Below are 25624 nucleotides of genomic sequence, written 5' to 3' on the forward strand. Positions count from 1 at the left end.
CGTAATCAATCGTTTTATGCCCTGTTAACTCAAACTTTTCTTATCTTTAAAACATGTGTTTTTGAAGATATTTAAACAATAGGGTTGCTATGAAAACAATTTTTACGTTCACACTTCTTCTCTTTTCCGTTTTTTCTTTTGGGGTTGATACAAACAATACCAGAATGCTTTCCCAGCCAGCGATCAGTGCCGGGCATATTGCTTTCATTTACGCGGAAGATCTTTGGATAGCCAATCCGGATGGTTCGCAGCCAAAACGGTTAACGGTTGATAAAGGAATTGAATCAAGCCCAGCATTTTCACCAGATGGAAAACTCATCGCTTTTAGTGCTGAATATGATGGAAACAAGGACGTTTTCGTAATACCGGTTGAAGGCGGCGTCCCAAACAGATTGACCTGGCACCCGGGAGATGATATTGTTAAAGGATTTACACCAGACGGTAAAAATGTTTTATTTACTTCCAAACGTGCTGTTTTTACAAATCGCTACGCCCAGTTATTTACGGTTCCGATAGTCGGCGGTTTCCCTGGTCAGCTCGAAATTCCAAATGCTTTTCACGCTTCTTATGCACCGGACGGAAAATATATGGCTTACACACCACTTGCAGATGCTTTTCTGCAATGGAAAAATTATCGTGGCGGTACCACTGCGAACATTTGGTTGTTTTCTTTTCAGGACAAATCGATAGTGAAAATTCCCCAGCCAGCTGGCGGATGTAATGATACCGGCCCATCCTGGATGGGAAATACGGTCTATTTTAGAAGCGATCGTAACGGGGAATTTAATATTTATTCTTACGACGTTCTATCCAAAGAAATAAAACAGTTAACCAGTTTCAAAGATTTTCCGGTACTGAATATATCGTCCGGAAATAATAAAATAATTTTTGAACAGGCTGGTTATCTGCACACGCTTGATCCGCTTTCCGGAACTGATACCAAATTAACGATCGGAATTGCAGCGGATTTATTGGAGTTGAGGCCAAGATTTGTAAAAGGTACTTCCTACATCCGTTCTGCGGATATCTCGCCGTCTGGCTCACGTGTTGTTTTTGATTATCGGGGAGAAATTGTCACGGTGCCAGCAGAAAAAGGTGATCCGCGGAATCTTACAAATACACCAGGAGCGCATGAAAAATATCCGGCCTGGTCACCCGATGGAAAGTCAATCGCTTACTTTTCTGATGCTTCCGGCGAGTATCAGCTTTACATAAAATCGCAGGATGGAAAAGGGGAAGTCAGAGCAATTCCTTTGACAGGAAATGGATTTTATGCCAATATCAGATGGTCGCCTGATAGTAAAAAACTGAGTTATGTTGATAATGGGAGAAATCTGTATCTAATGGATTTGAAATCCGGTATATCGAAAAAAATTGACGCAGATGAATTGTATACGCCGGGACCTTTCCGGGAGCAATTTGGTGACTGGTCTCCTGATTCCAAATGGATTGCCTATACCAAAGTTGAGGATACTTATTTCAAAAGAATTCTTTTTTATTCTGTGGATCAGGATAAATCTTTTCCGGTTACGGATGGATTAAGTAATGCTTCGGATCCCGTTTTTGATCCGAATGGCAAATATTTGTATTTTTTCGCATCAACAAATGCAGGGCCGGTGGTCAACTGGTTTGATCAGTCGAGTATTGATATGAGAGCGACCAGTTCTATTTATTTGCTGACACTGCAAAAAGAAACGGTTTCTCCTTTTGCCAAAGAAAGTGATGAAGAAGGTGTAAAAGATGAGAAAGAAGAGGATAAAAAAGTTGAGGAAAAAACAGCTAAGGATAAAAGTAAAATTAGCAAAACACCTGTTGTAGCCGAGAAAAAGGATAGCGATAAAAAGCCGGTTTCAGTCAAAATTGACATGGAAGGAATTGAAAACCGGATCATCGATATTCCTGTAAAAGATGGTGATCATAACAGCCTGGCTGTGGCAAAAGAAGGTGAATTGCTTTATATACGATATGCCGACGACGGTAAGGCAACATTGCACAAATATGATATCAAAAAACGCAAAGATTCAGAGGTAATGGAACTGGATGAATATTTCATTTCTGCCGATGGCAAGAAAATGCTCTATTCTAAAGGCGGCGCTTATGGAATTTCCAACGCGGGCGAAAAACCGGAAGGCGAAAAAGGAACTCTTAATATATCGGATATACAGGTAAAAATTGATCCGGTGGCGGAATGGTCAAATATTTTTAATGAAGCCTGGCGTGTCAACCGCGATTATTTTTATGATCCCAAAATGCACGGTGCCGACTGGAAAGCAATGAAAGAGAAATATGCTGTCATGCTTCCGGATCTGGCCACGCGAAATGATTTGAATATGCTGATTCAGTGGATGTGCAGTGAGTTGGCTATTGGGCACCATAGGGTAAGTGATCCGGGTGATAAAATGAATAAGCCTTTGAAAGTGAATGGTGGTTTATTGGGTGCGGATTATGTGATTACCAATAATCATTATCAGATCAAAAAAATTTATGGTGGTTTGAATTACAATCCAAAGCTTCGCTCACCTTTAACGGAACCGGGCGTTAATGCAAAAACGGGCGATTATATTTTGGCTGTTAATGGTGTAGAAGTTACCGCAGCAGAAAATCTGTATAAGTTTTTTGAAGCTACTGCGGATAAAATTGTAGAGCTGAAAATTGGACCTACTGCGGATGGGAAAAATTCAAGAATTGTAAAAGTAGTACCGGTTGAAAATGAGTATGCGTTGCGTAACCGTGACTGGGTTGAAGGAAATCTGAAAAAGGTAAACGAAGCTACAAAAGGGCAGGTGGCGTATGTTTACGTGCCGAATACAGCCGGAGAAGGACATGATTATTTTAAACGTTATTTCTTTCCGCAAGCCAATAAAAAGGCAATCATTATCGATGAACGTTTTAACGGAGGAGGCCTTTTGGCTGATTATTATACTGACATTTTACAACGGCCTTATCAGGCAAACTGGCATATGCGTTACGGCCGGGAGTTGAAATCGCCAAGTGCTTCAATTCAGGGGCCGAAAGTAATGATTACGGATGAAACCGCCGGATCGGGCGGAGATATGCTTCCTTTTATGTTTCATAAATTCAAAGTAGGAACTTTGGTTGGGAAGCGCACCTGGGGCGGATTAGTTGGGATTTTAGGTTTTCCTGAATTTCTGGATGGAGGCTCGGTTACTGCGCCAAACGTTGCGATTTGGACGAAAGATGGTTTTATTATAGAAAATGTTGGTGTTGCGCCGGATATCGAAGTAGAACAAACGCCATCAGAAGTTATCAAAGGAAATGATCCGCAGCTGGAAAAAGCGATTGAAGTAGCGCTGAAAGAATTGGAGAAAAATCCTGTTGTCGAGTCGGTACGACCTGAATTTCCAATTCGTGTGAAAAAATAATTGTTTCAAATTTATTCCCTCAACTTATGAAATATTTTGCAGTCATTTTATTTCTTTCGGTTTTTTTGACGGGTAGTATCCCGGAAAAAATAAAGCCGGGAGAAGGTTTTGTAGAAGTTAAAGGCGGACGGATCTGGTACAAAGTTGTGGGTAAGGGCAAAGGAGTCCCACTCTTGCTGATTCACGGTGGACCTGGCAGCAGAAGCTGTGAAGGAATTCCGGGATATTCCACTTTGGGAAATGACCGGTCCATTATTTTTTATGATCAGTTAGGTTCCGGACATTCAGACAGGCCGACCGATACCACGCTTTGGCAACTACCAAGATTTGTTGACGAGATAGACGCTTTGCGCAAAGCATTGGATTTGAAAGAAATTAATATTCTAGGAAGCTCCTGGGGCGGAACGGTTGCCGTGGAATATATGGTGACCAAAAAGCCGAAAGGAGTGAAGTCTGTGATTTTTGCCGGGCCGCTGATCAGTACATCAAAGTGGATGCGGGATGCTAAAATCCTGATTTCTCAACTGTCAAAACCGGTGCAGGATTCGATAAACAAATATGAAAGTCTGAGAATTTACGACCACAAATCATACATGGCTGCGACGGATACTTTCAATATAAATTATCTCAGCAGAAAACCAGGAGCAAGAATTTCTGCCCCGGATTGTGCAGGATCGGGAAAAGGAAACGGAGAGATTTACAGATATATGTGGGGGCCGACAGAATTTAATGCAACGGGAACGCTGAAAAACTTTGAAAGAACGCCCAACCTGCGTGAGATCCAGGAACCCGTTTTATTTATTACCGGACGCTTTGATGAAGCCAGGCCGGAAACGATGTACGAATTTCAAAAGGAAATTCCTGGTTCAAAAGTAGAAATTATTGAAAATTCTGGTCATAATAAAATCAGAGATAATCCTGAACAGTACCTTGCCGCGATCAGGAATTTCCTAAGTACGAAATAATTTTGAAAAGTTACATTGAATGATAAAAAACAGTGACATCCAATTTTCATCTTGGCTGTCACTGTTTTTTTAAGTCCTGTTTTTCTCCAAACTTATTTGGCAGGAATAAATTTCAAAGCCCAGGAATTCATACAATAACGTTTTCCTGTCGGTGCAGGACCATCGTCAAAAACGTGGCCCAAATGTAATCCCGTGCTACTTTCAACGACTTCATCTCTTGACATTCCAAGAGAATTATCCGTTACAACTTTTACCGCTTTGGGATCAATTGGCTGGAAAAAACTTGGCCAGCCCGTTCCCGATTCAAACTTGGTATCTGAGCTGAATAATGGTTTTCCGGTCGCTGCACTTACATAAGTTCCTTTTTTGTGATTATTCCAGTAAGGATTCCGGAAAGGAATTTCTGTTCCTCTTTGAACCATAATCTGGTACGCCTCCGAAGACAAAACTTTTTTCCACTCAGTATCTGATTTTGCTCCCGGAAATGCTACGGTATCTACGGCACTTTCTTTGTTTTTATTCTTACGATTTTGGCCGCATGCATTCATTGAAAGCAACAAAATCAGTGCTATTACGATATTTAACTTTTTCATTTTTTTTTGTATGAAGTGATCATTGAAAACATTTTTTACTCAATTAAAATTCTGATCCTGAGGTCTTATCTTACTACAATCCGGAGTAATAATCGTAACCTCTCTCCGCCCAGTAATCGCGTGGTCGCTGATTGCTGAACGTTATTTTTCCAATACATTTCAGATTTTTAATTCCATACTTAACCGGAATAATCAGCCTTAGCGGCGCGCCATGAGCGGTTTGTAATGGCGCATCATTCATTTCATAGGCCAGGATCGTTTGCGGGTGCAAAGCGCTTTCTATGTCCAAACCTACCTGATATTCTCCATTGGGCGTTTCAAGGCCTACGTATTGCATAGAAGTTAAATCGTCCAGTTTGTAATGTTTGATAAAATCAAGGAAACGAACGCCTGCCCAATGCTGAATCTGATCCCAGCCTTCCACGCACTTAAAATCAAATACAATTTCAGTTTTTGGCAACGCTTTAAGCGCTTCCAGATTTATTTTCAAAACTTCGCCCTTACTTTTTACGACGGAAAGCTGCCAGTTTTCAGGGTTGAAATTTTCGTCTTCATTACCAATGTTGCTGTTGATCCGGACATTTCTGGCAGCCATTGATTTTGGGTATGTTTTTACCAAATGGTTATCACTGAAAAACCTTCTGAAAAAAAGCTCAGTTTTGTTCATTGCAGCGCGCAACGGTTTCCTGGAACCGGCGGTAATGCCATTTGCTTCGTCAGGTGCGCTATAAAGCCAATTCCATCCTTCATAAGTCGCCGCGCTCATGGCAAAAAAAGTAGCGAATGAGAAAAAAGTCCGCCTCTTGATCTTTTGATCTACGGTCAATTCTTTCTTATTTTCCGGATCGATAATCTCCATTGTGATATTACGGTTTAGGTAGAAATTATTCGATTACAAGATTTTCATTACCCGAAGAATTTTTATCTTCATGAGTTAACACAGCAACATTTGTAGGCTCTTTTATTACAATTTCAAAACCGGAAATGACAGATCTGAAATTATTCCAACCCGCAATAATTACCTGAACGATGTGAATAATAAAGAAAAATAAATATCCAATCGTCAAAGAAAAATGCAGTATTCTGGCAAGATTATAACCACCAAAAAACCAGCATAACCAATAAAACTGAACGGGTTTATAAACGGCCAAGCCGGTCAGTACTGAGCCGAAACCCATGACTATAATAGCCGTGTAGGCAATCCTCTGGGCGGCATTATATTTGTCTTGGGGCGGAGCCGTTTTCCGTATATGCAGATCATGTAATAGTACGAGCCACGCTTCTTTGAAAGACTTTTTTTGAGGTACAAGATTTCTCCATTCTCCTGAAAAAATCGTGTACAAAACATAAAATATTCCGTTCAGCGTAAAAAACCACATGAACAAAAAGTGAAATGCCATACCTTCCGCAAGTCTGTATGGAATGTTGAAAAAGGTATAGATCGATTCTGGGAAAAAGTGATAGAATGTGTGATCGAAAATAGTGATTGTATACGTATCATTAGCCCAATAAATCAACATTCCACTCCATATCATGATCGTCAGTATCGGGAAATTTACCCAGTGCGTCCAACGCATGGCTAGAGAATGTTTTTCCTTTATAACTTTCATATGATGAGGTATTTAATTAATATTAAAAATTAGCTTTTTCATTCTTAGTCGCTTATCTTTTAGAAACCTTACAGAAAATGTTTAAAAACTTTGTAAGGATCTTAAACCGAATCAGACTAACTTCATAAAAGGTAACTACAACCCTCTTAAACTGAACTCACACTAATGATAGCAATGAAAATCATCAGAACTAAATGTTAATCGATAAGAATAAGTCAGCTTCCGGCAATGAACATATTGATCCGCGTCAATGGGTGAAAAAATATGCAGACTACCTATATACATACGCTGTCACGCGCATTAACGATGAAGAGCAGGCAAGAGATCTGGTACAGGAAACATTTCTTGCTGCACTGGAAAAAGTCAAGAATTTTGAAGGGAGAAGTTCGGAAAGTACCTGGTTGACAGCGATTTTGAAAAATAAAATTATCGATATTTATCGCAAAAAATCTTCGGGACTGTTAAAGAAAACTGATGTTGCCGATGCGGAAACGGCGCAAAAGGATTTCTTCGATCCGGATGACGGACATTGGAATGAAGAGTTCAGGCCAAGGGAAATAGGAGTGGAGGAAGATCTGCTTGTGAGTGCAGAGTTTTCAATCATTTTTCAAAAATGTATGGAAAAATTACCGGCCTTATGGTCTTCCGTTTTTGCGATGAAACATATGGATGAGGAGTTGACGGAAAATATTTGTGAGGCTTTGAAAATAACGCCTTCCAATTTTTGGGTGATCATTCATCGGGCGAAGCTTAACCTTCGTGCTTGTCTTCAAAAAAACTGGATTTAATTAAACGGACATGAATTCATTAAAAGGAATAATTTACAATTGCCGGCAAGCCACTTTTCTGATTGAAAAAAAGCAGATTAAGAAATTAACATTTAGAGAAAATGTTGAATTGCGCATCCATCTTACAGGATGTTCGGTTTGTCGTGTCTTTCAAAAGCAAAGTATACTGATCAATCGTTTGGTTAAAAATCTGATTCACGATTCGCATAATAAAGACAGGAAACTGGACGATAATTTTAAGAAAAATTTGCAGGACAAGATTGAAGATGAGCTGAATAAAAATAAATAAGGAAAAGTTTTACGAAATTTTGTAAGGATTTTAGATTTGCTACGACCAAGGAGAAAACAACAAATTTCACAATTAAACGAAGCCCAATGAAAACGTTAAAATCCAAGGTATTAACATTTATTGCGATCGCCGCTATCGCAACTTTTTCTATTACCGCTCAGGCTGCACCTGGAAATTATTCTACTCAGGACTCAACAAAAATGGATAAAAAGATGTCCAAAATGAGTCATAAAAAAGATGATAAGATGGGTAAAATGGATGGGAAAATGGGTAAAATGAATGACAAAATGGAGAAGAAAGGTAAAATGTCCAAAAAAGATTCTACCATAAAAAAATAATTCAGATTGTGCGAAAAGGAGGGATTAAATGTCCCTCCTTTTGTTTTTATAAAGGGATTCGTAAAGACTAATCCAATCTTTTGGACTCATTTTTGATGCCAGTTCTCCAATCAGCTTAAAGGGTATCTCATTGCTCTTTTTAAAACGCAGGCAACTTTTTCCCATGTCAGGTTTTGTCTTAACGTGTTTTGGATATTCACCGGTGAACCATTTCATAATGTCTTCATTGGCATAAATACCCATATGATAAACGGCGATGAAATTTTTTTGAGAAGCCACATTCATGAAAGGCAGCGGTAATGAAGGATTGCAATGATAGCCATCCGGATATATCGAGTGCGGAATCACATACCCAATCATGCCATAGCTCATAACCTCCGTAAATCCTGACGGCAGGTTTTCCAGAATTACTTTTCGCAATTCGTTAATGGCAGATTTTCTGTCATCCGGAAGTGAATCCACGTATTCCTGGGGTGTAGTGGCGTTGGATTGCATTTGATGAGTTGATTTATATGGAAGTCTAAAATTAAGAAGTCTTGGAAATAAACAGCGTTATGGCTGATATTTTTTAATCCTTTGGTTATTTATTTATCAAATTATTTTGAAAGGATATTGGCAAAGCGAAAATAGAATTTTATTTGATAACTCAGGAGGCTCCTATGGAGTCGGGAATTTGGCAAGATTCAGCATTTCTATGAACAAGGTGCTCCAAAGGAGCGTTGCAAAAGTAATTTTTGATCAAAATATAAAAATCCAAAACCGTTAATTTATCTTGATTTTACCCCTTTGGGGTATCTTGTTTATAGAAAAAGCTGGGATCCCGGTACGTTTAACTCCTTTTGGAGTTTCCTGTGATTGTCTTAAATTTATCTCTGGAGCCAGGAGTTCTTTTGAATAGGAAATTTTAAATGAATATTTCTTGGTTGTTGCGTGTATATACATAACCGTTACAATGAATTGCTGCAATTAACTTTGAGAATTCGTTAACCGCTGATTTGGCTTAAATGTCAAGATATAACTTTTGAAAACTGATTTAACGGTTACTTTTTCATGATCATTTCTAATAGATTTGTTTACATTGGAAAATTTTGTTGAATTCTTAATTTGTTATTATTGAGAAGTTTACGAAATTGAAAATATCATTCCTATAATCTTAAAAATCCCAACTCTGTGAAATTAACTATTCGGAATCTTCAAAAAACTTATCCAAATGGTGTTCAGGCGCTGAAAGGTATAAATCTGATCATTGAAACCGGAATGTTTGGTTTGCTTGGTCCAAACGGTGCGGGCAAATCCTCACTAATGCGTACAATTGCCACCTTGCAGGAGGCCGACGCGGGAAGTATTTTTCTGGATGAACTTGATGTGCTCAAAGACAAAGCCGAGGTTCGTAAGATCCTGGGATATTTGCCACAGGAATTTGGGGTTTATCCAAAAATCAGTTCTGAGCTGATGCTGGATCATATTGCTCAGTTAAAAGGAATTCTGAATGCCAATGAAAGAAAACAAACTGTTGCTGCTTTGCTCGACAGGGTGAATTTATATAACGACCGCAAAAAACATCTTGGTACGTTTTCCGGTGGTATGAAACAGCGGTTTGGGATCGCTCAGGCACTTTTAGCTAATCCTAAACTGATTATTGTGGATGAACCAACGGCAGGACTTGATCCGGCGGAACGAAACCGTTTTTACAATTTATTAAGTGAATTAGGAGAAAATACAATTGTAATTCTCTCAACCCATATTGTTGAAGATGTGCGGACATTATGCAGTGATTTTGCCATTATTTGTAAGGGAGAAGTACTCAGGAATGGCAATCCGGATGAAGCTGTAAAAGAACTGAATGGTAAAATTTACAGCAAACTCATCGATAAGGGCGATAAGTTGGGTTACAGGGGAAATTATCAGGTTATTTCTGAACAAATGAAGAGCGGAAAACTGGGAATCAGGATCTTTTCTGAAATTGATCCTGGAAATGAATTCTTACTGGCCGAACCTGTTTTGGAAGATATTTATTTCCATCAGATAGCCAGCAAACCGGATACAATTGCGCTGTAAGTCGCTTGTTCCAATTCCTGTTGTTAAATAATCCCTTTTTTCAAAAAAGACTCCGGCATGTTCCGTCAAATATTTTCGTTCGAAATAAAATACCGTTACAACCGTCCTGCGACCTGGATTTACTTTTTCATTTATTTCCTTGTCGGTTTTCTTTCCGTGGCAGGAGGTTGGTCTGCCGCTTCGGAAAAGGTAATGTATAACGCTCCCTGGACCATCGCGGAAGGAAATTTATTTTTTAGTTTCACCATGATGATGGTTTGTTCCGCCGTTATGGGTGTCCCGTTATACCGCGATATTGAATACCAGACCCGCAATTATTTTTACGCCATTCCCATTACAAAAGGAGGCTATTTCTGGGGAAGATTTTTCGGGTCTTTTGTATTTGTATTATTGATCGGAACCGGTTTTAGTTTTGGAACTTTGGCTGGAAGTTTCATTGGTCCGGCGTTTGGCTGGATTCCTTCCGAAAGAGTTGGCAGTTATGGCCTATGGAATTATTTCTATCCCTACTTCGCCTTCGCCATAGGAAATTTACTATTGTCGTCTACAATATTTTTTGCGCTTGTTTCCTTTACCAGAAATATAAAAGTGATTTATTCCGCCAGTATTCTTTTACTGATCGCTTATCTGCTGGGAAATTTTTTGGTGAGGGATATTGAAAATCGTGATCTTGTCAAGCTGCTCGATCCGTTTGCAATCAACACTTTCAATCTGGAAACCCGTTTCTCGACACCTTATGAAAAGAATAATTTACTTGTCCCGCTAACCAGCGTTTATCTGTTGAACCGGCTGATATGGTTAGGATTATCTATCGCGCTGATTTTGTTTACTTATTATCAATTTAGTTTTCAAAAGTTCTTACAACCTGAAATTTCCAGAGAGAAAAAATCAGGAAAGGAAAAGGATGAAAAAGCACCTGCTCTCTTAAAACATGTAATGCAGCAGTTTGGTGGAGGGTATAAAAAAACCATTTTGTGGAATCTTACCAGAATTGAGTTTTTGAATATTGTCAGAGACAATTATTTCAGGGCGATTTTATTGGGAGGACTGATTTTTCTGGTACTGGATATCTGGATCGGGAACACATTATATAGCGTAGGGGACAGGCCGCTTACGATTTTTGTAATGGATTTTAAAGGCTTTGATTACACGGTCTTTATTTTTATAATCCTTCTTTTTTACACGGGAGAGGCCGTTCACCGGGAAAAAACAACGCGTTATAATATTCTAAATGACGCACTTCCGGTTTCCAATACGATCCTGTATTTATCAAAACTTTTCGGACTTTTTGGTATCGCCGTTATCATGGCCACGATACCGCTTTTCGTGGGAACCATCATCCAGACGCTCAAAGGTTTTACGGATTATAACCTGCCTGTTTATTTTATCGATCTGTATTTGCTGACATTACCAGGCTTTATCCAGATGATCCTTTTATCCTTTGCTGTGCATGTCATTGTCAACAATAAATTTGCAGGGCATGGCGTAGCGATGCTTATTTGGGTGGCCATGTTTCTGCTTCGGAATTTTGGGGAATTCGATTACAATCTGTTCTTTTACTTCTTTACGCCCGAATACAAATGGTCGGACATGAATGGTCTTGGGCATTTTGGCAAGCCGCTTTTCTGGTTTAATTTTTACTGGCTTTTGTTTGGTTCATTGCTGGCAACGATCGCTTATCTGTTTTTTCAACGTGGTGTTGTAGGTGGTTTTAAAGAGAGAATCCGTGTAGCAAAAGAACGGTTTTCAGGAGTTCCAAAATTCCTGGTTCCGGTATTTTTTATCGGTTGGTTAGCCAGCGGGGCCTATATTTATTATAACGTCAGTTATCTAAACGATTATTACAGCGTTTCGGAGCAAAGGACGAATCAGGCTTTGTACGAGAAAAAAATGAAGAAATACGAAGGCTTGCCGCATCCAAAAGTGACGAGCCTTATTCTCAAAGCTGATATTTTTCCGGAAGAAAGAAGGATCAATATGTATGCCAAAATGCTGATTAAAAATAAAACGAATAAGCCCATCCAAACGATTCATATGCTGGATAATGAAAATCTGGAATACAAGCTTATTTATAATGGCAAAAGCCTGAAATTCACGGAACCGCTGCATCAGCCTTACTCAAAATTTACCTTTTTCAAAAAAGGTGATAAAGTGGCCGGGTATCGGATTTACAAGCTTGAAAAAATCATGCAGCCTGGTGATTCTGCGGTGATGGAAATCTATTCCGTGAAGGAAAATAAAGGTTTTTTGAATAACGGTTTCAGCAGGGAAGTTTTATACAACGGCACATTTTACAGCGGCGGTTTTCCGCATATGGGTTATCAGGAAAGCCTGGAACTGGAAAGTGACGAGTATCGGAAAAAGCTTGGCTTGAAAGAAAAGAAGGATGATTTACCACCACAAAACGATCCAATTGGGCGCAGTACCATGTTGTTCAATGACAATGCGGATCTTATGCATTTTGAAGCTACGGTGAGTACCAGCGCTGATCAGATTGCTATTGCGCCTGGGTATTTACAAAAGAGTTGGGTAGAAAAGGGACGGAAATATTTCTACTACATCCAGGACACGCCTATACAATTATTTGAAAGCGTTTTGTCTGCACGATACGAAGTTTTACGGGAACCGCTGAAACTGGATAACGGGAAAAAAGTGAATATCGAAATATTTTACGACAAACATCATCCTTATAACCTGGACCGCTTTAAAGCTGCCTATGTGGACGGACTGAAATATTTTTCGGATGTGTACGGGCCGTTTCAATTCCGCCAGATGCGGCTAATGGAATTTCCAAGATATGCAGGATTTGCACAAAGTTTCGCCAACACTGTTCCTTATTCAGAAGCTTTTGGCTGGGTAGCGGATTTTAAAAGTCCTGACGATTTTGACTATACCTATTTTGTGACAGCACATGAATTGGCGCATCAATGGTGGGGACATCAGGTTTCTCCAAACAAAACGAGAGGTTCCAATCTGATATCCGAGGCTTTGGCAGAATATACTGCACTCATCCTTACAGAAAGAAAATACGGAAAGGATAATATGAAACGCTTTTTGAAAGATGAGCTTGACAGATATTTACGTGGCCGGGCAAATGAAGCCAAAAAGGAAAATACTTTTATAAACTGCAACCGTCCGTATGAGTGGTACAACAAAGGAAGTCTGGTAATCTACGGTCTTCGGGATCTGATAGGTGATACTGCTGTAAATCATGCGCTTCGGGAATTCAGGGATGAATTTGCACTTCGGGAAAATCCACCTTTTCCGGGAAGTAATGACCTGTTTTTTTACCTGAACAAGCATACGCCTGATTCACTTAAATACTATCTTAATGATACCTGGAAGAAAATTACCTTGTACGAAAACAAATCTGAAAAGGTGACTTCCAAACCATTAGGGAAGGATTTTTACGATGTTAAATTCTCGTTTACTACGAAAAAATTGTATGCCGACAGTTCAGGAAAAGAGACTGTTGCGCCTATGAATGATTATGTGGATATTGGAATTTTCGCAGCGGAATCAAAAAATAAGTTGGGACAGAAACAGATAAATCCTTTATTTCTGAAAAAATACAAACTTAAACCAGGTACACAAACAGTTACAATTCGTGTAAAAGGTAAACCTGTCAAAGCTGGAATTGATCCTTATAACAAACTGATTGACCGTATCCCGGATGATAATTTGAGCGAAATTGATTAAAATGCGCCAAACAGGAAATAATTTTATTTTGTAACAATTGTTATTGCCTTATTTTTTTTTAACTACCGAATTTGGCTAATCATCTGTAAAAATTTTAAAGTGTTAAATTTATTCTAAGTGATGAAACAAATCAGTAGTAAAGTTTTTCAGATCAGCCTGGGCTCTGTTAATGTCTTTTTAATTGTGGATGACGGTCTGACACTCATTGATACGGGGATGAAAGGAAGTGCGGATAAAATATTTTCAGCAATAAAAAAGGGCGGAAAAGATCCTGGAAATATAAAAAGAATTATACTTACCCATGCGCATCCGGATCATTCAGGAAGTGCTGCGGAAATAAGCAGAAGACTAAATATCCCTGTTTTTGCACATTACATTGATGCGGCATTAATTGAGAAAGGAGTTGGCGTCCGTGAACCAACATATCTTTCACCAGGAATAATTAACTGGCTTATCTATAACATATTTATCAAACGTTCTGATAGAAATATAGAGCCGGTTTTGGTGGAAAAGAAATTGTCGGACCATGATATTTTACCTATCGCCGGAGGTATTCAGGTTATTCATACACCCGGGCACAGCGCTGGACATGTTGCCTTGCTGATCAAAGAAGAAGGTGTTTTAATTGCCGCAGATTTGTGTGCAAATTTTGTCGGACTGGCGCTTAGTACCGTTTATGAAGATAAAGATCTTGGTGTAAAAAGCTTGGGAAAAGCAGCGGAATTTAAGTTTGACAAAGCACTTTTCGGTCATGGCAATCCGCTTGAAAAAGATGCCAGCCAACAGTTGAAGAATTTCTATAATAAGTTAATCGCTGAATAGAAATTATTCTGGCTCATTTCGGATTATCAAAATCTTTGATGAGCCAGATTTGTTTCAGGCATTATCATAGGCTTCCTGCAAAAGTGCAATATCAAGCTTTGTCATTTTCATCATCGCCTGCATCACGCTCTGTGCCTTAACGGGATCTTTGGAACCCATCAACTCGCCTAAAATGGAAGGGACGATCTGCCAGGAAATGCCAAATTTATCTTTCAGCCATCCGCACTGGCTTTTGGATCCGCCTTCTGATAGTCGTTCCCACAAATCATCAACCTCTTCCTGCGTTTTACAATCAACAAAAAAAGAAATTGCTTCCGTAAATTTAAAACTGGGCCCTCCATTAAGGCCATAGAATGTTTGTCCTTCCAATTCAAATGTCGCTGTTATAACATTACCGGCAGATCCAGGACTTTCTCCTGGTAATCGGTTTACATTCAGAATTTTTGAATTTTTGAAAATGGAAATATATGAATTCATCGCTTCTTCCAGTTGATTGTCGTACCATAGAAACGGGGTTATCTTTTGCATACTGCTGAACATTTAGGTTTGAAAAAATAACGACTCCGGGATTGTTATTTTTCCGGATTTATTATGACAAAAATAGATAAATCCCAATTCATAAACAGGGTTTGAAAACGACTTTATCAGGGGGTATTTGCGACTTTTATTTTTGATTAAAACAATGTCTGATTCTACTGAAAAACAACAGATTTTTATGAATAAAAAAACCTGCTTGCGACATTTTGAAGTCGGAGCAGGTTTTCTCTATACGCTGTATGCAAAATGTCAATTAGAAAAATTTCTTAAAACATTACAAAACTGTCATTTTCCCATTGTGTGGTGTGAAATTTATAGGGGTATACAGGTCTGAAAGAATAGTAATAAGTTACCACACCCGACGACTCATTTTCCTGTGCAATGAAAGTGATATTTTCGGGTATTTTTGAAGCCTGCGCTTCTTCCATCGTTTTGTATAGAATGAGACTGGCTTTTTCCAGATGAGCTATTTGGTCAACAGGGATTTGCAGGATTTTTGTCCCGTCATAACAATGCGTGACCATAGTTCCGGCCGTATCGTCCCAGTGATAATCCAATCCAACAGGAAGCACTATCCGAGTAAATATTGAAAATGTCCGGGCATAAGCCGGGAAGTTGTGATTTTTCTTTACTGAATCACTTGTCGACTCATTTCCCGAATAAAAACCTACAAATCCGCTTGAATAAACAAATGAACATTGGGTCTTGTAGGCAGTATATTCCGAAGAAGATGGCAATTCTGACCTGTTGCCGGTTCCGACCTGTTTTTCAATTTTCATCAACCCCCAGGTTTTATTTTCAATCAGGGGCAGGACATCGTCTTTTTTAATGACAATATCTTTTTCATCCTCTTTGGTAAGTTCTTTGTCTGTGCAGGCAAAATTTACTATCAGCAATATTATTACACAATAGTAGCGCATTAAGGTTTTCATATAGTAGAATTTTTCATGAATAATAAATAAGATTAATCTTTTATTACTAAGATACTACGGATATGAAGAGGGTTGTTGTCTCTGTAAATTTAAGAAAAAATGTAATAATAATTATTATTGTATATACAATTATTTTGATATTCTTGTAGAATACTGACTAGTGCCGAATTGATAATTTCAGAACATGAAATAAACATTGAATTATTGGTGATCCCTGACTTAGAAAGAAGTTTTGATTACAACCTGCAAAATGTTATTTCGCATATTTGCTTCTTTTTCAATCTGGTAACGAAACATATAACCGATTTCCAGGTCAAGACTTTCGCTGAATCGATAGCCGGGGCCTGCGTAAGATCTGTTCTGGTCAAAGAAGTGATTATTGACCTGATCTTTTCCCTGGGCATTTAAAAATAATTCATTTTGGACTGAGAGATATAGTCCTTTTGTAAAAAGAGGATTAGTGAAAAGGGGAATTTGCGCCTGAACGTAATACCGGAATCGCTGTGCAAAAGCTTTGCTATTTTCAGATTTAGAAACCGCTGCTCATATCTGAACCTGTTTGTGATTTCAGTTCTTTGGATCTCGTTTTCTATCTGAAACTGCTCAAATATCCGGTTTTCGGGCTCGTATACCTTATGTTGGTTTTCTTTGTCCCAAGTGCCAAAATAGGTGTATCCAACAGTAATGGTTTGGTTATCTGCAATTTTGTAACCTATTCCCGGACGTATCAATAATGTATTTAGATAATTTAATTTGTCCGCCGAACGAACCTGAACGTCAGCACTAAACTGCCATCTTTCAGAAATCTTTTGCTGGTGGGACCAGAAAAGCCAGCCATTATGCTCGATTGTCTGTGCCGAGGTTTGCTGAAAACTTAGCAAAAAAAGGCATTTTAGTAAGGAGTAACAAAGCTTTCGACGTTTCATGGTACAGAAGATCAACATTATACAGATTGCGTCTATATCTGTGCCAGACATTTATTGATAAATGTGATTTGATAAAAAGCCAATGATTTCCTTGATTTCGTACTCAACTATTTTTGTGATCGTACAGACAGGCGATGATAACAAGCGATAAAGCAGTCACAGCCGCAACCGTCCTGATGGTGTGCAGGCGATTCCAGGGTACTTCAAATTTTATTCTCTGATCAGCAATTTCATTAATGCTTGCTGCTTTTATATCATATGAGGCCAGAGTATCATTAAGTGGTACGTTACCTAAGATTGTGATACCAAATGTTCCTGTTATGTAAATCAGGGAAGCGATACCTAGGAGGACAAACCTGGCGGGAAAAGGCCTTGCATAGTGCAGATAAGTACACAAAGGCAGCAAAATTAATGTTCCCATAAAACTCAGTATGAAAACCGGATTTATTATGGCGAGGTTAATAGATTGCATCGCAGCAATGTATTCTTTGTCAGGTAATTTTCCCAGTCCGGGGTTTACAGAACACGAATATGCGTAAAACAGACCCGCAATCAGAGCCGTGGATATTGCGGTGAAACCAAGTGTGATATTGGTAAAATTTGTCATGGCTATCGGTGATTTAATTCGCTATGAAAATAGCGACTTTGGTTGTGAAAACTGAGATTTTTATAAATTTTTGTGAATGGAGCTGGCCTGTTTTATGAAATTCTGATAAACCAGATCTGGTATTTCAAACGTTTTCCGAGTTGTAGAATTATGTAAATCGTAAGATGGATTGGTATGATTATTTGTTAAACCCAGTCAATTACACTTTATCAACAATAAAATAATAGAAATCATGAAACGTATAAAATTGAATATCATAACATTAATGGTTTTAGGGGCGTCGGCGGCATTTGCACAAACTACGCCGGCATCAACGCCAAGCAGTACGACACCAACAACAGTACCAGGTACAACCCGTCCAAGTGGCTCAGCAGGATCCAATGGAACAATGACGCAACCAGCCACTGTACCAGGAAGCACAACACCATCATCAACGGTTCCGGGCAGCACAACTTATCCGGGCAGCCCAGCACCATCAACGACTCCCGGCAGCAGCACATATCCATCGACAGTCCCTGGCAGCACAACATTGCCATCGTCGACAGTACCTGGAAGTACTACATATCCGTCATCAACGACACCTGGAAGCACAACTTTACCAGAAAGTACAACTACACCGGGCAGTACGACTTATCCGTCGACAACAACTCCTGGCAGTACAGCAACACCGTCGTCAACAACAACTCCTGGTAGCAGCACTTCTCGCCCGTCAACGGGAAGTACAACTGCCAGACCCAAATAATTATAATTCAACCTGGTAATTTTTTTACCAAATAATAATAATGAGAAAGCCTGATTACAAAATCCATCAGGATCTGTAATCAGGCTTATCTTTTAAAAGAAATTATTCGATTGCCAGTTTTTTACTGCCTGTCACTTTTAGATTGGATTTGGGCATATTTTCGATGTTAATATTTCTTCCCAAAACATCACCCGACATTTTTGTATTGCTTATCTCAACCCTGGAGCAACCATTAAAATAGAACATTTTTTTATTCTCGGATTGTGGAGGCAAAGTGTTGCTTCTGATGATTGTATTGCCACTGAAAACAAGTCCCTCTGTACTTTTTGCATAAAGGACAGGAAAGTCAAAAGTGGTGAAAACATTATTTTCAATCCTGATATTGGAATGAACCGGCTTCTTGAAATCAGCAATTTTATTGGAAGGGTTTATTCCAATGACTGCATTTCCCGGACCACCCTGATAGGCGCAGTCGATAAACTGATTATTTCTGATGGTCACGTCCCGCACAGGTCCGGATTCATACCAGCCTTCCGCATCTGCTTCAATAAGGATTGCACTCATACCGGTCCGGTAAAAAATGTTGTTTTCTATAACGGCCTTTCGCGGCGTGGTCAGCAGGATTCCTCTGGTATTGGTTCGGGTGAAATAGTTATTTTTTATCAAAACCTGTGGAGTCCAGGTCATGTTTTCCACACAATCATTGGCTTCAAGTCCAGTGGGTACCACATTTTGAAATGTTATAATAACGTTCCGGTCGCTTATTCGTTCAACTGCTTTAACAATACCTTTTTCAAAACGGATCATTGACGAAGCATGAACAAAAGCCACAGTATCACCGGCAAAAAATGCATTGAAACCATAACTTTGTCCGTGCATAAAACGGAGTTTCAATCGATTGTTATCCATTTTTTCAATCATTCGAAGATTTGTTCCATGTACATTAACAGGGTCATCATGTGCTCCTGAAAATTTACAATCCTCAATAGTAATTTGCCCGCGGCAACCGGAAAAATGCATAAAATCGGCAGAGGAAGCTATAATACGTTTGGTTTCTTCTCTCGGAGCGCAAGTCACACGGTGCATGGTTATGTTTTCGGTGTATTGGCTCACAATACCAAGTCCATGCATATAATGCATCCCAACGTCTTCCAGTGTGATATTCTTGCTTTGAAGAATCAGTAGACCAACCTGATCTCTTATAATATCGCGGACCGTTAAAATATTTCCTTGTTTTGGTTTAAACCCGGAAGGCGTATCAAAATGAACAAGATTTGGGCTTATCTGAGTTGCTCTGCTTCCGTTGAAAGTTTTCCAGTCACTGTAACGCATCGTTTTCAAAGTAGTATCGAATTCAACACCATGAAAATGACTGGTTTTCCAGCCTTCACCATGCCAGATAAGTTGCCCGTTACTGATCGAATATTTGGCGTCCGGGTGAATTTCAAGATCGACACCCTGTTCGCTCACTTTTGCATAACGCATTTCCGACATCGTTGGCCGTTCAAAATCAATGTGAATGTTTTGAAGTTTTAAATTTTCGCATTGGTCCAGAACAATTGTAGTCATTTTTCCATGGAAAATAAAAAGCGAACCATTCCCATCAATGGTCAGGTTTTTAGCCTTTTTGAAGAGCATTCCAATGGTTTTTGTTTTGGTTGAATCTTCTTCTTCGGTTGAAGTATTCGATACAAAATATTTTGCCCTAATTGCGCCATCCGGCCAGAAATCATAACGGCCTTTTGGAAATACTAACTCCGTACTGTGCCTGGCAATAGCTTCATCAATAATTTTCTGGATCCGGGGGGTAATATTCTCATAAGTATCCGGTTTTACCCCAAAGTCAGCAATTGAAATGGATTGGCTATAAGTAAGTTGTGAGACGAGTGAGAATAAAATCAGCAAGGTTACTGATAGTATAAATTTAAAAAAACGAGACATAGGAAAACAAATTTAATCTTTAACATAGATATAAATAAAGTAAGCTGTTATGTGTTGTGTTTTACCGCAAATTCGAGGAATTAATAACCAGCCCGTTTATTATTCAGCAGCATATAGGAAACCGGCTACAATCAGTTTTGATTAAATCGGTTTTAAAATACTTAATCATCTTACTGGCATTCATCAGGTTCAGAGCTGATAAAGCCGAATTACTCGGCGCTAATTGCCAAAACCTGTATTTATTTGGTAAATTGACTTCCAAATCAGCAAATACAACTTATGACTATTATAAAAGCAAGTGAAATTAAACCGCTTTCAGCGACCGGAGATACGGTTATCATTGATGCAAGAGGTGGTGCAGATGCAGAAGATCGTTTTGAAACAGAACATTTGGAAGGTGCCCTTTTCGTAAATCTTGAAACGGATTTGTCGGAAAAACATGAAAATGCTGCCGTTGGCGGGCGTCATCCATTGCCGGAAGCGGTTAAGTTCGGTGAATTGCTGGGCACACTTGGCATAACGCCTTCTACCAGAGTGATTGTCTACGATGATAAAAGGGGAGCCATGGCTGCTGCCCGTTTCTGGTGGATGATGAAAGCGATTGGACACGAAGAAATTTATGTGGTTAGCGGTGGACTGGAAGCAATTAAAAAAGAAGGTTTAAATATCACCGATGAAACGGAAACATTGCTGACTGAATTTCCGGCATATCCCGTAGAAAACTGGATTTCACCCGTTGTCAATATAGAAAAAGTGGCGGAAGCAGCTAGAAACAACGATTATGTAGTGATTGATGTGCGTGAGAATTTCAGATTCCGTGGCGAAAGTGAACCGATAGATCTGGTGGCTGGTCATATTCCGGGTGCTATCAATATTCCTTATCTTGGAAATATGGATGCAGAAGGAAATTTCCTTTCGTCCGATGAATTAAGGGAAAAGTACAAAGTCGCTTTGGGCGATCATAAACCTGAAAATATTATCGTACACTGCGGCTCCGGCGTAACGGCTTGCCATACACTTTTGGCTTTGGAAGAAGCAGGAATTCAAGGAGCGGAACTTTACGTAGGTTCATGGAGCGAATGGTCGAGGAACGACAGACCTGTGGCTACCGGCGATTTGTAAAATCATTTTAATATTCCAATCCCTGATTTTGAGTATCAAATACTTGAATCAGGGATTTTATTTTGGTACATACGGCCCACCCGTTTCTCCCCAACCCCAAACCGGCATGGGTTCAGAATTGTCCAACGGATTTTCACTTTCTTTGGAATTGATCACCGCAATCCGGCTTCCCCATTCCAGATATCCCACAAGGGCGGACCGGAATTCCGGATCATCTGCCAGATTAACTTCATCACAACTTTCAAGCAATAAAGCGATCCATCGTTTCCTTTTTGGTTCGTCCAGCATTTTTCCCAAATGATGGGCAATCATTTTGTAATGACTTCCTTTATCTCCATCGGAATAAAGTTTCGGGCCTCCAAAAACTTCTCCGATAAAATGAGCCACGTGTTTACTGTGATCTCCGGACATGTTTTTGAAAACCGGATATAACAAATCGTCCCGAAAAACCTTGTCATAGAAAACCTGAGTTAGTTTTTCCAGCGCTTCATTGCCGCCGGCCCATTGGTAAAGTGTCGGAATCTGGTTTTCCATTATCTCAACATTAAATGTGTCATGTTACTACAAAAGACTTTTCCGGAGAATATTCCTCTGTTAACTAACAATTTATCAAAATTAACTTACAGATTAAAGGAAAATATAAATTTCCACGGAATGGATTTAGGTGATAAGACCTCGAATATTTTCGTTTTTTTTAATACTTCGGAATATTATTTGATGGAAATTGATAAATTCATAATTATACTAATGTTTTATATTATTTATCCAAATAAATTAAAATGAAATTCGATAATATTGAAATAATTAATAACGATGTAAGTAAATTGTGGAAGCAATTTTCACTCCCATTGAAAATACTTGACCTAACTAATTTTCACTCTTAATCTTTCCGGTAAATGAAGAAAAATGTATACGTTTTTTCCAGATATAAAGGTATGCTGGCAAAGGGAATTTGCTTTGTTGGTACCATGGCTTTTATGTCGGGTAATGTTACGGCGCAGACCAAAATGACGCCGGCAAAAATTGACGCGCTGAAAACGGAACTTTCAAAAGAAATTGAGGCCAACAAAAAGTTTTCACAGGAAATGGTGGATATGGTTTTCAGTTTCGGTGAACTTGGATTTCAGGAAACAGAAACGTCGGCTTATCTGACGGATATTTTAAAGAAAAACGGATTTGCGGTGGAGATGGGAATTGCCGGAATGCCAACGGCGTGGACAGCAAAGTGGGGTTCGGGAAAACCGATTATTGCCATTGGAAGTGATATTGATTGTATTCCAAAAGCGTCTCAAAAACCAGGTGTTTCTTACCACGACCCGATTGTAGAAGGTGCTCCCGGACATGGAGAGGGGCATAATTCTGGCCAGCCATTGAATATTACGGCAGTTTTGGCTTTGAAAAAAGTAATGGAGCGTGAGAAAATCCCAGGGACGATCATGTTGTGGCCAGGCGTTGCAGAAGAACAATTAGGATCTAAGGCATATTACATCAGAGACGGTTATTTCAAGGATGTTGACGCTTGTATTTTTACACATGTTGCGAGCAATCTTGGAACGTCGTACGGCGATCCGGGAATGGTTGGGATGATTTCGGTTAAATTTAGTTTTGAAGGACAGGCAGCCCACGCAGGCGGAGCACCATGGCGTGGAAAAAGTGCTTTGGATGCTGTGGAACTGATGAATGTCGGCTGGAATTACCACCGTGAGCATATGGAACCATCCCAGCGCTCACATTATGTGATCACGGATGGCGGCGATCAGCCAAATGTGGTTCCTTCCAAAGCAGCCGTTTGGTATTATTTCCGCGAGCGTACATATCCGAAAATTATGGATATGTATAAAGATGGTATCAGAATCGCGGAAGGTGCTGCGAAAATGACGGAAACGAAAATGACTTACGAAGTTTTGGGAAGTGCCTGGCCGGGACATTTTAACCAGCCGATTGCCGAAGCGATGTATGAAAATATTAAGGCAGTAGGTTTACCAAAATGGAGTGAAGAAGACCAGATTCTAGCCAAAGCGGCTCAAAAAGAAGTAAATAGTCCAATTGCAGAAGGTTCGGGATTAAGTACGACGCTAAGTCCCCTTGGAAAACCGACTGCTGTTCCCTCCGGTTTCTCGGGTGGTTCGGATGATATCGCAGACATTTCCTGGAATGTTCCAACGATTGTTTTGGGATATCCTTCCAATATTCCCGGATTACCCGGCCATCACTGGGCGGATGCCATTGCCATGGCAACGCCAATCGCGCATAAAGGTGTAACCGCGGGAGCAAAAGCCGAAGCGATGACGTTACTTGATCTTTTCGTAAAACCGGATATTCTGAAAAATGCCTGGACGTATTTCAAAGACGTACAAACAAAGGATACCAAGTACATTCCGTTAGTTTCTGCAACAGATAAACCTGCGATTTATCTGAACAAAAGGATCATGGAAGAATTTCGGCCTCAGATGAAAAAATTCTATTACGATCCATCCAAATATGCTACTTACATGGAACAGCTTGGAATTAAATATCCGACCGTTCGTGATGTGAAAGCACCTAATGTTGGGAAATAAAACAAACCATTCTACTCACTTTAAAACATTGTTATGAAAACAAATTTTGCTTCATTCCATTCCCATAAATTACTGCTTTTTGGTGTTGGTTGTATGCTGAGTACTTTTCTGATTGCGCCATCTGAGGCACAAACCAAAATGACGCCTGCGAAAATTGATGCGCTGAAAACGGAGCTGACCAAAGAAATTGATAAGCAGCAAAAAATGACCCAGGAAATGGTGGACATGGTTTTCAGTTTTGGTGAACTTGGTTTTCAGGAAACTGAAACATCGAAATACCTGACTGATATTTTGCAAAAAAATGGTTTCACTATCGAACACGGAATCTCTGGAATACCAACAGCCTGGACTGCAAAATGGGGCTCCGGAAAACCGGTTATCGCCGTTGGAAGTGATATCGATTGTATTCCAAAAGCATCCCAAAAACCCGGCGTTTCTTACCACGATCCGATTATTGAAGGAGCTCCCGGACACGGCGAAGGCCATAATTCCGGCGAACCGTTGAACATTACCGCGGTATTAGCTTTGAAAAAAATCATGGAACGTGAGAAAATTCCGGGTACGATCATGCTTTGGCCAGGTGTTGCGGAAGAATTGGTAGGAACAAAAGCGTATTTCGTTCGTGACGGTTATTTCAAAGATGTGGATGCATGTATTTTCACGCATGTTGGAAATAATATGACGGTTTCTTACGGTGATGCAGGCAATAATGGTCTGGTTTCCGTTTTATTCAAATTTGAAGGACAGGCAGCTCACGCTGGTGGCGCACCATGGCGGGGGAAAAGTGCTTTAGATGCGGTGGAATTGATGAATGTTGGCTGGAATTATCACCGCGAGCATATGGAAACCACGCAGCGTTCGCACTATGTTATTAAGGATGGAGGCGACCAGCCAAATGTAGTTCCTTCCAAAGCTTCTGTCTGGTATTATTTCCGTGAAAGATCTTATCCGAGAATTATGCAGAATTACAAAGACGGGATAAGAATTGCCGAAGGAGCAGCGATGATGACGGATACCAAAATGACATATGAAGTATACGGAAGTGCCTGGCCAGGGCATTTTAATAAGGCGATTGCGGAGACGATGTATGAAAATATCAAGGCAGTTGGTTTACCAAAATGGAGTGAAGAAGATCAGGTTTTAGCGAAAGCGGCACAAAAAGAACAAGGAAACAGTGAGGGTGGATCTGGCGAAACCAAAGGGTTGGCAACAACTTTGAGTGCTTTGATCAAACCAATTCCGATCACAGATCCGGGGAGTGGCGGCTCGGATGATATCGCTGATATTTCCTGGAATTTGCCAACGGTTGTGTTAAGATATCCTGCCAATATTCCTGGTTTGCCCGGTCATCATTGGTCCAATGCTATTGCGATGGCAACACCTATTGCGCATAAAGGTGTGACTGCGGGAGCGAAAGTGGAAGCGATGACTTTGCTGGATATGTTTGTAAAACCGGATGTGCTTAAAAACGCAAAAGCCTATTTCACAGACGTGCAGACAAAAGATGTGAAGTACGAAGCAATCATTTCAAAAACCGACAAGCCGGCCATTCGTCTGAATGAAAAGATTATGGAAGAATTTCGTCCGGAAATGAAAAAATTCTATTATGATCCATCTAAATACGCAACTTATCTTGAACAGCTTGGAATTAAATATCCAACAGTAAAAGAAACAAAAAGCGGAGGAACGGGAGAATAACATCGGCTTTCGGCAA

The 25624-nt window shown here is 39.7% G+C and carries 21 protein-coding genes and 1 pseudogene; 12 read left to right on the forward strand and 10 right to left on the reverse strand.

Going from position 1 to position 25624, the window contains the following annotated elements:
• Window positions 1-89 precede the first annotated feature (89 nt).
• On the forward strand, window positions 90-3383 hold the full coding sequence (locus FDK13_RS10100) for a S41 family peptidase (RefSeq protein WP_137339867.1): 3294 nt from the start codon (window positions 90-92) through the stop codon (window positions 3381-3383).
• 26 nt (window positions 3384-3409) lie between these two features.
• On the forward strand, window positions 3410-4348 hold the full coding sequence (locus tag FDK13_RS10105) for a proline iminopeptidase-family hydrolase (RefSeq protein WP_137339868.1): 939 nt from the start codon (window positions 3410-3412) through the stop codon (window positions 4346-4348).
• Between the two features lie 92 nt (window positions 4349-4440).
• Here FDK13_RS10105 and msrB read toward each other — a convergent pair whose 3' ends face one another.
• The 3 genes from msrB to FDK13_RS10120 form a co-directional block, all read right to left on the reverse strand.
• Window positions 4441-4941 (reverse strand): peptide-methionine (R)-S-oxide reductase MsrB, encoded by a 501-nt coding sequence (gene msrB, locus FDK13_RS10110; RefSeq protein WP_137339869.1) that lies wholly within the window; start codon window positions 4939-4941, stop codon window positions 4441-4443.
• A 73-nt stretch (window positions 4942-5014) separates the two neighbouring features.
• Entirely contained in the window at window positions 5015-5800 is a 786-nt protein-coding gene (locus FDK13_RS10115) for a molybdopterin-dependent oxidoreductase (protein ID WP_137339870.1), read from the reverse strand.
• Window positions 5801-5825: 25 nt separating this feature from the next.
• A complete protein-coding gene (locus FDK13_RS10120) occupies window positions 5826-6551 on the reverse strand; it encodes a cytochrome b/b6 domain-containing protein (RefSeq protein ID WP_137339871.1) in 726 nt (241 codons plus the stop codon).
• Between the two features lie 194 nt (window positions 6552-6745).
• Here FDK13_RS10120 and FDK13_RS10125 point away from each other — a divergent pair, with 194 nt between their 5' ends.
• The 3 genes from FDK13_RS10125 (at window position 6746) to FDK13_RS10135 (ending at window position 7966) form a co-directional block, all read left to right on the forward strand.
• Window positions 6746-7339, forward strand: coding sequence for a sigma-70 family RNA polymerase sigma factor (locus FDK13_RS10125; RefSeq protein ID WP_137339872.1), 594 nt, complete (start codon window positions 6746-6748; stop codon window positions 7337-7339).
• 10 nt (window positions 7340-7349) lie between these two features.
• The gene (locus tag FDK13_RS10130) at window positions 7350-7628 is read left to right on the forward strand and encodes a hypothetical protein (RefSeq protein ID WP_137339873.1); all 279 of its coding nucleotides are present in this window, start codon (window positions 7350-7352) and stop codon (window positions 7626-7628) included.
• Window positions 7629-7714: 86 nt separating this feature from the next.
• Entirely contained in the window at window positions 7715-7966 is a 252-nt protein-coding gene (locus FDK13_RS10135; protein WP_137339874.1) for a hypothetical protein, read from the forward strand.
• Window positions 7967-7990: 24 nt separating this feature from the next.
• Here the strand turns inward: FDK13_RS10135 and FDK13_RS10140 are convergent, their stop codons facing one another.
• Window positions 7991-8461, reverse strand: coding sequence for a DUF1801 domain-containing protein (locus FDK13_RS10140; protein ID WP_137339875.1), 471 nt, complete (start codon window positions 8459-8461; stop codon window positions 7991-7993).
• Window positions 8462-9136: 675 nt separating this feature from the next.
• Here FDK13_RS10140 and FDK13_RS10145 point away from each other — a divergent pair.
• The 3 genes from FDK13_RS10145 to FDK13_RS10155 all read left to right on the forward strand — a co-directional run bounded on the left by FDK13_RS10145 (window position 9137) and on the right by FDK13_RS10155 (window position 14545).
• Window positions 9137-10024 (forward strand): ABC transporter ATP-binding protein, encoded by an 888-nt coding sequence (locus FDK13_RS10145; RefSeq protein WP_137339876.1) that lies wholly within the window; start codon window positions 9137-9139, stop codon window positions 10022-10024.
• A 57-nt stretch (window positions 10025-10081) separates the two neighbouring features.
• On the forward strand, window positions 10082-13723 hold the full coding sequence (locus FDK13_RS10150) for an ABC transporter permease/M1 family aminopeptidase (protein ID WP_137339877.1): 3642 nt from the start codon (window positions 10082-10084) through the stop codon (window positions 13721-13723).
• 120 nt (window positions 13724-13843) lie between these two features.
• Window positions 13844-14545, forward strand: coding sequence for an MBL fold metallo-hydrolase (locus FDK13_RS10155; RefSeq protein WP_137339878.1), 702 nt, complete (start codon window positions 13844-13846; stop codon window positions 14543-14545).
• A 54-nt stretch (window positions 14546-14599) separates the two neighbouring features.
• Here FDK13_RS10155 and FDK13_RS10160 read toward each other — a convergent pair whose 3' ends face one another.
• The 4 genes and pseudogenes from FDK13_RS10160 to FDK13_RS10180 form a co-directional block, all read right to left on the reverse strand.
• Window positions 14600-15073, reverse strand: coding sequence for a VOC family protein (locus tag FDK13_RS10160; protein WP_137339879.1), 474 nt, complete (start codon window positions 15071-15073; stop codon window positions 14600-14602).
• 275 nt (window positions 15074-15348) lie between these two features.
• On the reverse strand, window positions 15349-16014 hold the full coding sequence (locus FDK13_RS10165) for a hypothetical protein (protein WP_137339880.1): 666 nt from the start codon (window positions 16012-16014) through the stop codon (window positions 15349-15351).
• A gap of 219 nt (window positions 16015-16233) precedes the next feature.
• A pseudogene (locus tag FDK13_RS36595) lies at window positions 16234-16991 on the reverse strand (DUF2490 domain-containing protein).
• A 52-nt stretch (window positions 16992-17043) separates the two neighbouring features.
• On the reverse strand, window positions 17044-17547 hold the full coding sequence (locus FDK13_RS10180) for an anthrone oxygenase family protein (protein WP_137339882.1): 504 nt from the start codon (window positions 17545-17547) through the stop codon (window positions 17044-17046).
• Between the two features lie 232 nt (window positions 17548-17779).
• Between FDK13_RS10180 and FDK13_RS35725 the strand changes: the two genes are divergently transcribed.
• Window positions 17780-18289: a hypothetical protein gene (locus FDK13_RS35725; protein WP_181956146.1), complete on the forward strand. Its 510-nt coding sequence runs from the start codon at window positions 17780-17782 to the stop codon at window positions 18287-18289.
• A gap of 102 nt (window positions 18290-18391) precedes the next feature.
• On the opposite strand, the gene FDK13_RS10190 is transcribed toward FDK13_RS35725, so the two are convergent.
• Window positions 18392-20230 (reverse strand): right-handed parallel beta-helix repeat-containing protein, encoded by a 1839-nt coding sequence (locus tag FDK13_RS10190; protein WP_137339883.1) that lies wholly within the window; start codon window positions 20228-20230, stop codon window positions 18392-18394.
• 279 nt (window positions 20231-20509) lie between these two features.
• Here FDK13_RS10190 and FDK13_RS10195 point away from each other — a divergent pair, with 279 nt between their 5' ends.
• The gene (locus FDK13_RS10195; protein ID WP_137339884.1) at window positions 20510-21352 is read left to right on the forward strand and encodes a sulfurtransferase; all 843 of its coding nucleotides are present in this window, start codon (window positions 20510-20512) and stop codon (window positions 21350-21352) included.
• A gap of 57 nt (window positions 21353-21409) precedes the next feature.
• Here FDK13_RS10195 and FDK13_RS10200 read toward each other — a convergent pair whose 3' ends face one another.
• Entirely contained in the window at window positions 21410-21886 is a 477-nt protein-coding gene (locus FDK13_RS10200; RefSeq protein ID WP_137339885.1) for a group II truncated hemoglobin, read from the reverse strand.
• Between the two features lie 434 nt (window positions 21887-22320).
• On the opposite strand from FDK13_RS10200, the gene FDK13_RS10205 reads away from it, so the two are divergent.
• Both FDK13_RS10205 and FDK13_RS10210 read left to right on the forward strand, forming a co-directional pair.
• The gene (locus FDK13_RS10205; RefSeq protein ID WP_374756094.1) at window positions 22321-23910 is read left to right on the forward strand and encodes an amidohydrolase; all 1590 of its coding nucleotides are present in this window, start codon (window positions 22321-22323) and stop codon (window positions 23908-23910) included.
• A 93-nt stretch (window positions 23911-24003) separates the two neighbouring features.
• Window positions 24004-25608, forward strand: a complete 1605-nt coding sequence (locus FDK13_RS10210) for an amidohydrolase (RefSeq protein WP_137340117.1) — start codon at window positions 24004-24006, stop codon at window positions 25606-25608.
• Window positions 25609-25624 lie beyond the last annotated feature (16 nt).

It is taken from the genome of Dyadobacter frigoris, assembly GCF_005280585.1.
GTDB lineage: Bacteria > Bacteroidota > Bacteroidia > Cytophagales > Spirosomataceae > Dyadobacter > Dyadobacter frigoris.

What these genes read in the sequence shown, in the direction of transcription:
- FDK13_RS10100 (WP_137339867.1), top strand. Translation starts at nt 90, where the DNA reads ATGAAAACAATTTTTACGTTCACACTTCTTCTCTTTTCCGTTTTTTCT.
- FDK13_RS10105 (WP_137339868.1), top strand. Translation starts at nt 3,410, where the DNA reads ATGAAATATTTTGCAGTCATTTTATTTCTTTCGGTTTTTTTGACGGGT.
- msrB (WP_137339869.1), bottom strand. Translation starts at nt 4,941, where the DNA reads ATGAAAAAGTTAAATATCGTAATAGCACTGATTTTGTTGCTTTCAATG.
- FDK13_RS10115 (WP_137339870.1), bottom strand. Translation starts at nt 5,800, where the DNA reads ATGGAGATTATCGATCCGGAAAATAAGAAAGAATTGACCGTAGATCAA.
- FDK13_RS10120 (WP_137339871.1), bottom strand. Translation starts at nt 6,551, where the DNA reads ATGAAAGTTATAAAGGAAAAACATTCTCTAGCCATGCGTTGGACGCAC.
- FDK13_RS10125 (WP_137339872.1), top strand. Translation starts at nt 6,746, where the DNA reads ATGTTAATCGATAAGAATAAGTCAGCTTCCGGCAATGAACATATTGAT.
- FDK13_RS10130 (WP_137339873.1), top strand. Translation starts at nt 7,350, where the DNA reads ATGAATTCATTAAAAGGAATAATTTACAATTGCCGGCAAGCCACTTTT.
- FDK13_RS10135 (WP_137339874.1), top strand. Translation starts at nt 7,715, where the DNA reads ATGAAAACGTTAAAATCCAAGGTATTAACATTTATTGCGATCGCCGCT.
- FDK13_RS10140 (WP_137339875.1), bottom strand. Translation starts at nt 8,461, where the DNA reads ATGCAATCCAACGCCACTACACCCCAGGAATACGTGGATTCACTTCCG.
- FDK13_RS10150 (WP_137339877.1), top strand. Translation starts at nt 10,082, where the DNA reads ATGTTCCGTCAAATATTTTCGTTCGAAATAAAATACCGTTACAACCGT.
- FDK13_RS10155 (WP_137339878.1), top strand. Translation starts at nt 13,844, where the DNA reads ATGAAACAAATCAGTAGTAAAGTTTTTCAGATCAGCCTGGGCTCTGTT.
- FDK13_RS10160 (WP_137339879.1), bottom strand. Translation starts at nt 15,073, where the DNA reads ATGCAAAAGATAACCCCGTTTCTATGGTACGACAATCAACTGGAAGAA.
- FDK13_RS10165 (WP_137339880.1), bottom strand. Translation starts at nt 16,014, where the DNA reads ATGAAAACCTTAATGCGCTACTATTGTGTAATAATATTGCTGATAGTA.
- FDK13_RS10180 (WP_137339882.1), bottom strand. Translation starts at nt 17,547, where the DNA reads ATGACAAATTTTACCAATATCACACTTGGTTTCACCGCAATATCCACG.
- FDK13_RS35725 (WP_181956146.1), top strand. Translation starts at nt 17,780, where the DNA reads ATGAAACGTATAAAATTGAATATCATAACATTAATGGTTTTAGGGGCG.
- FDK13_RS10190 (WP_137339883.1), bottom strand. Translation starts at nt 20,230, where the DNA reads ATGTCTCGTTTTTTTAAATTTATACTATCAGTAACCTTGCTGATTTTA.
- FDK13_RS10195 (WP_137339884.1), top strand. Translation starts at nt 20,510, where the DNA reads ATGACTATTATAAAAGCAAGTGAAATTAAACCGCTTTCAGCGACCGGA.
- FDK13_RS10200 (WP_137339885.1), bottom strand. Translation starts at nt 21,886, where the DNA reads ATGGAAAACCAGATTCCGACACTTTACCAATGGGCCGGCGGCAATGAA.
- FDK13_RS10205 (WP_374756094.1), top strand. Translation starts at nt 22,321, where the DNA reads ATGGCTTTTATGTCGGGTAATGTTACGGCGCAGACCAAAATGACGCCG.
- FDK13_RS10210 (WP_137340117.1), top strand. Translation starts at nt 24,004, where the DNA reads ATGCTGAGTACTTTTCTGATTGCGCCATCTGAGGCACAAACCAAAATG.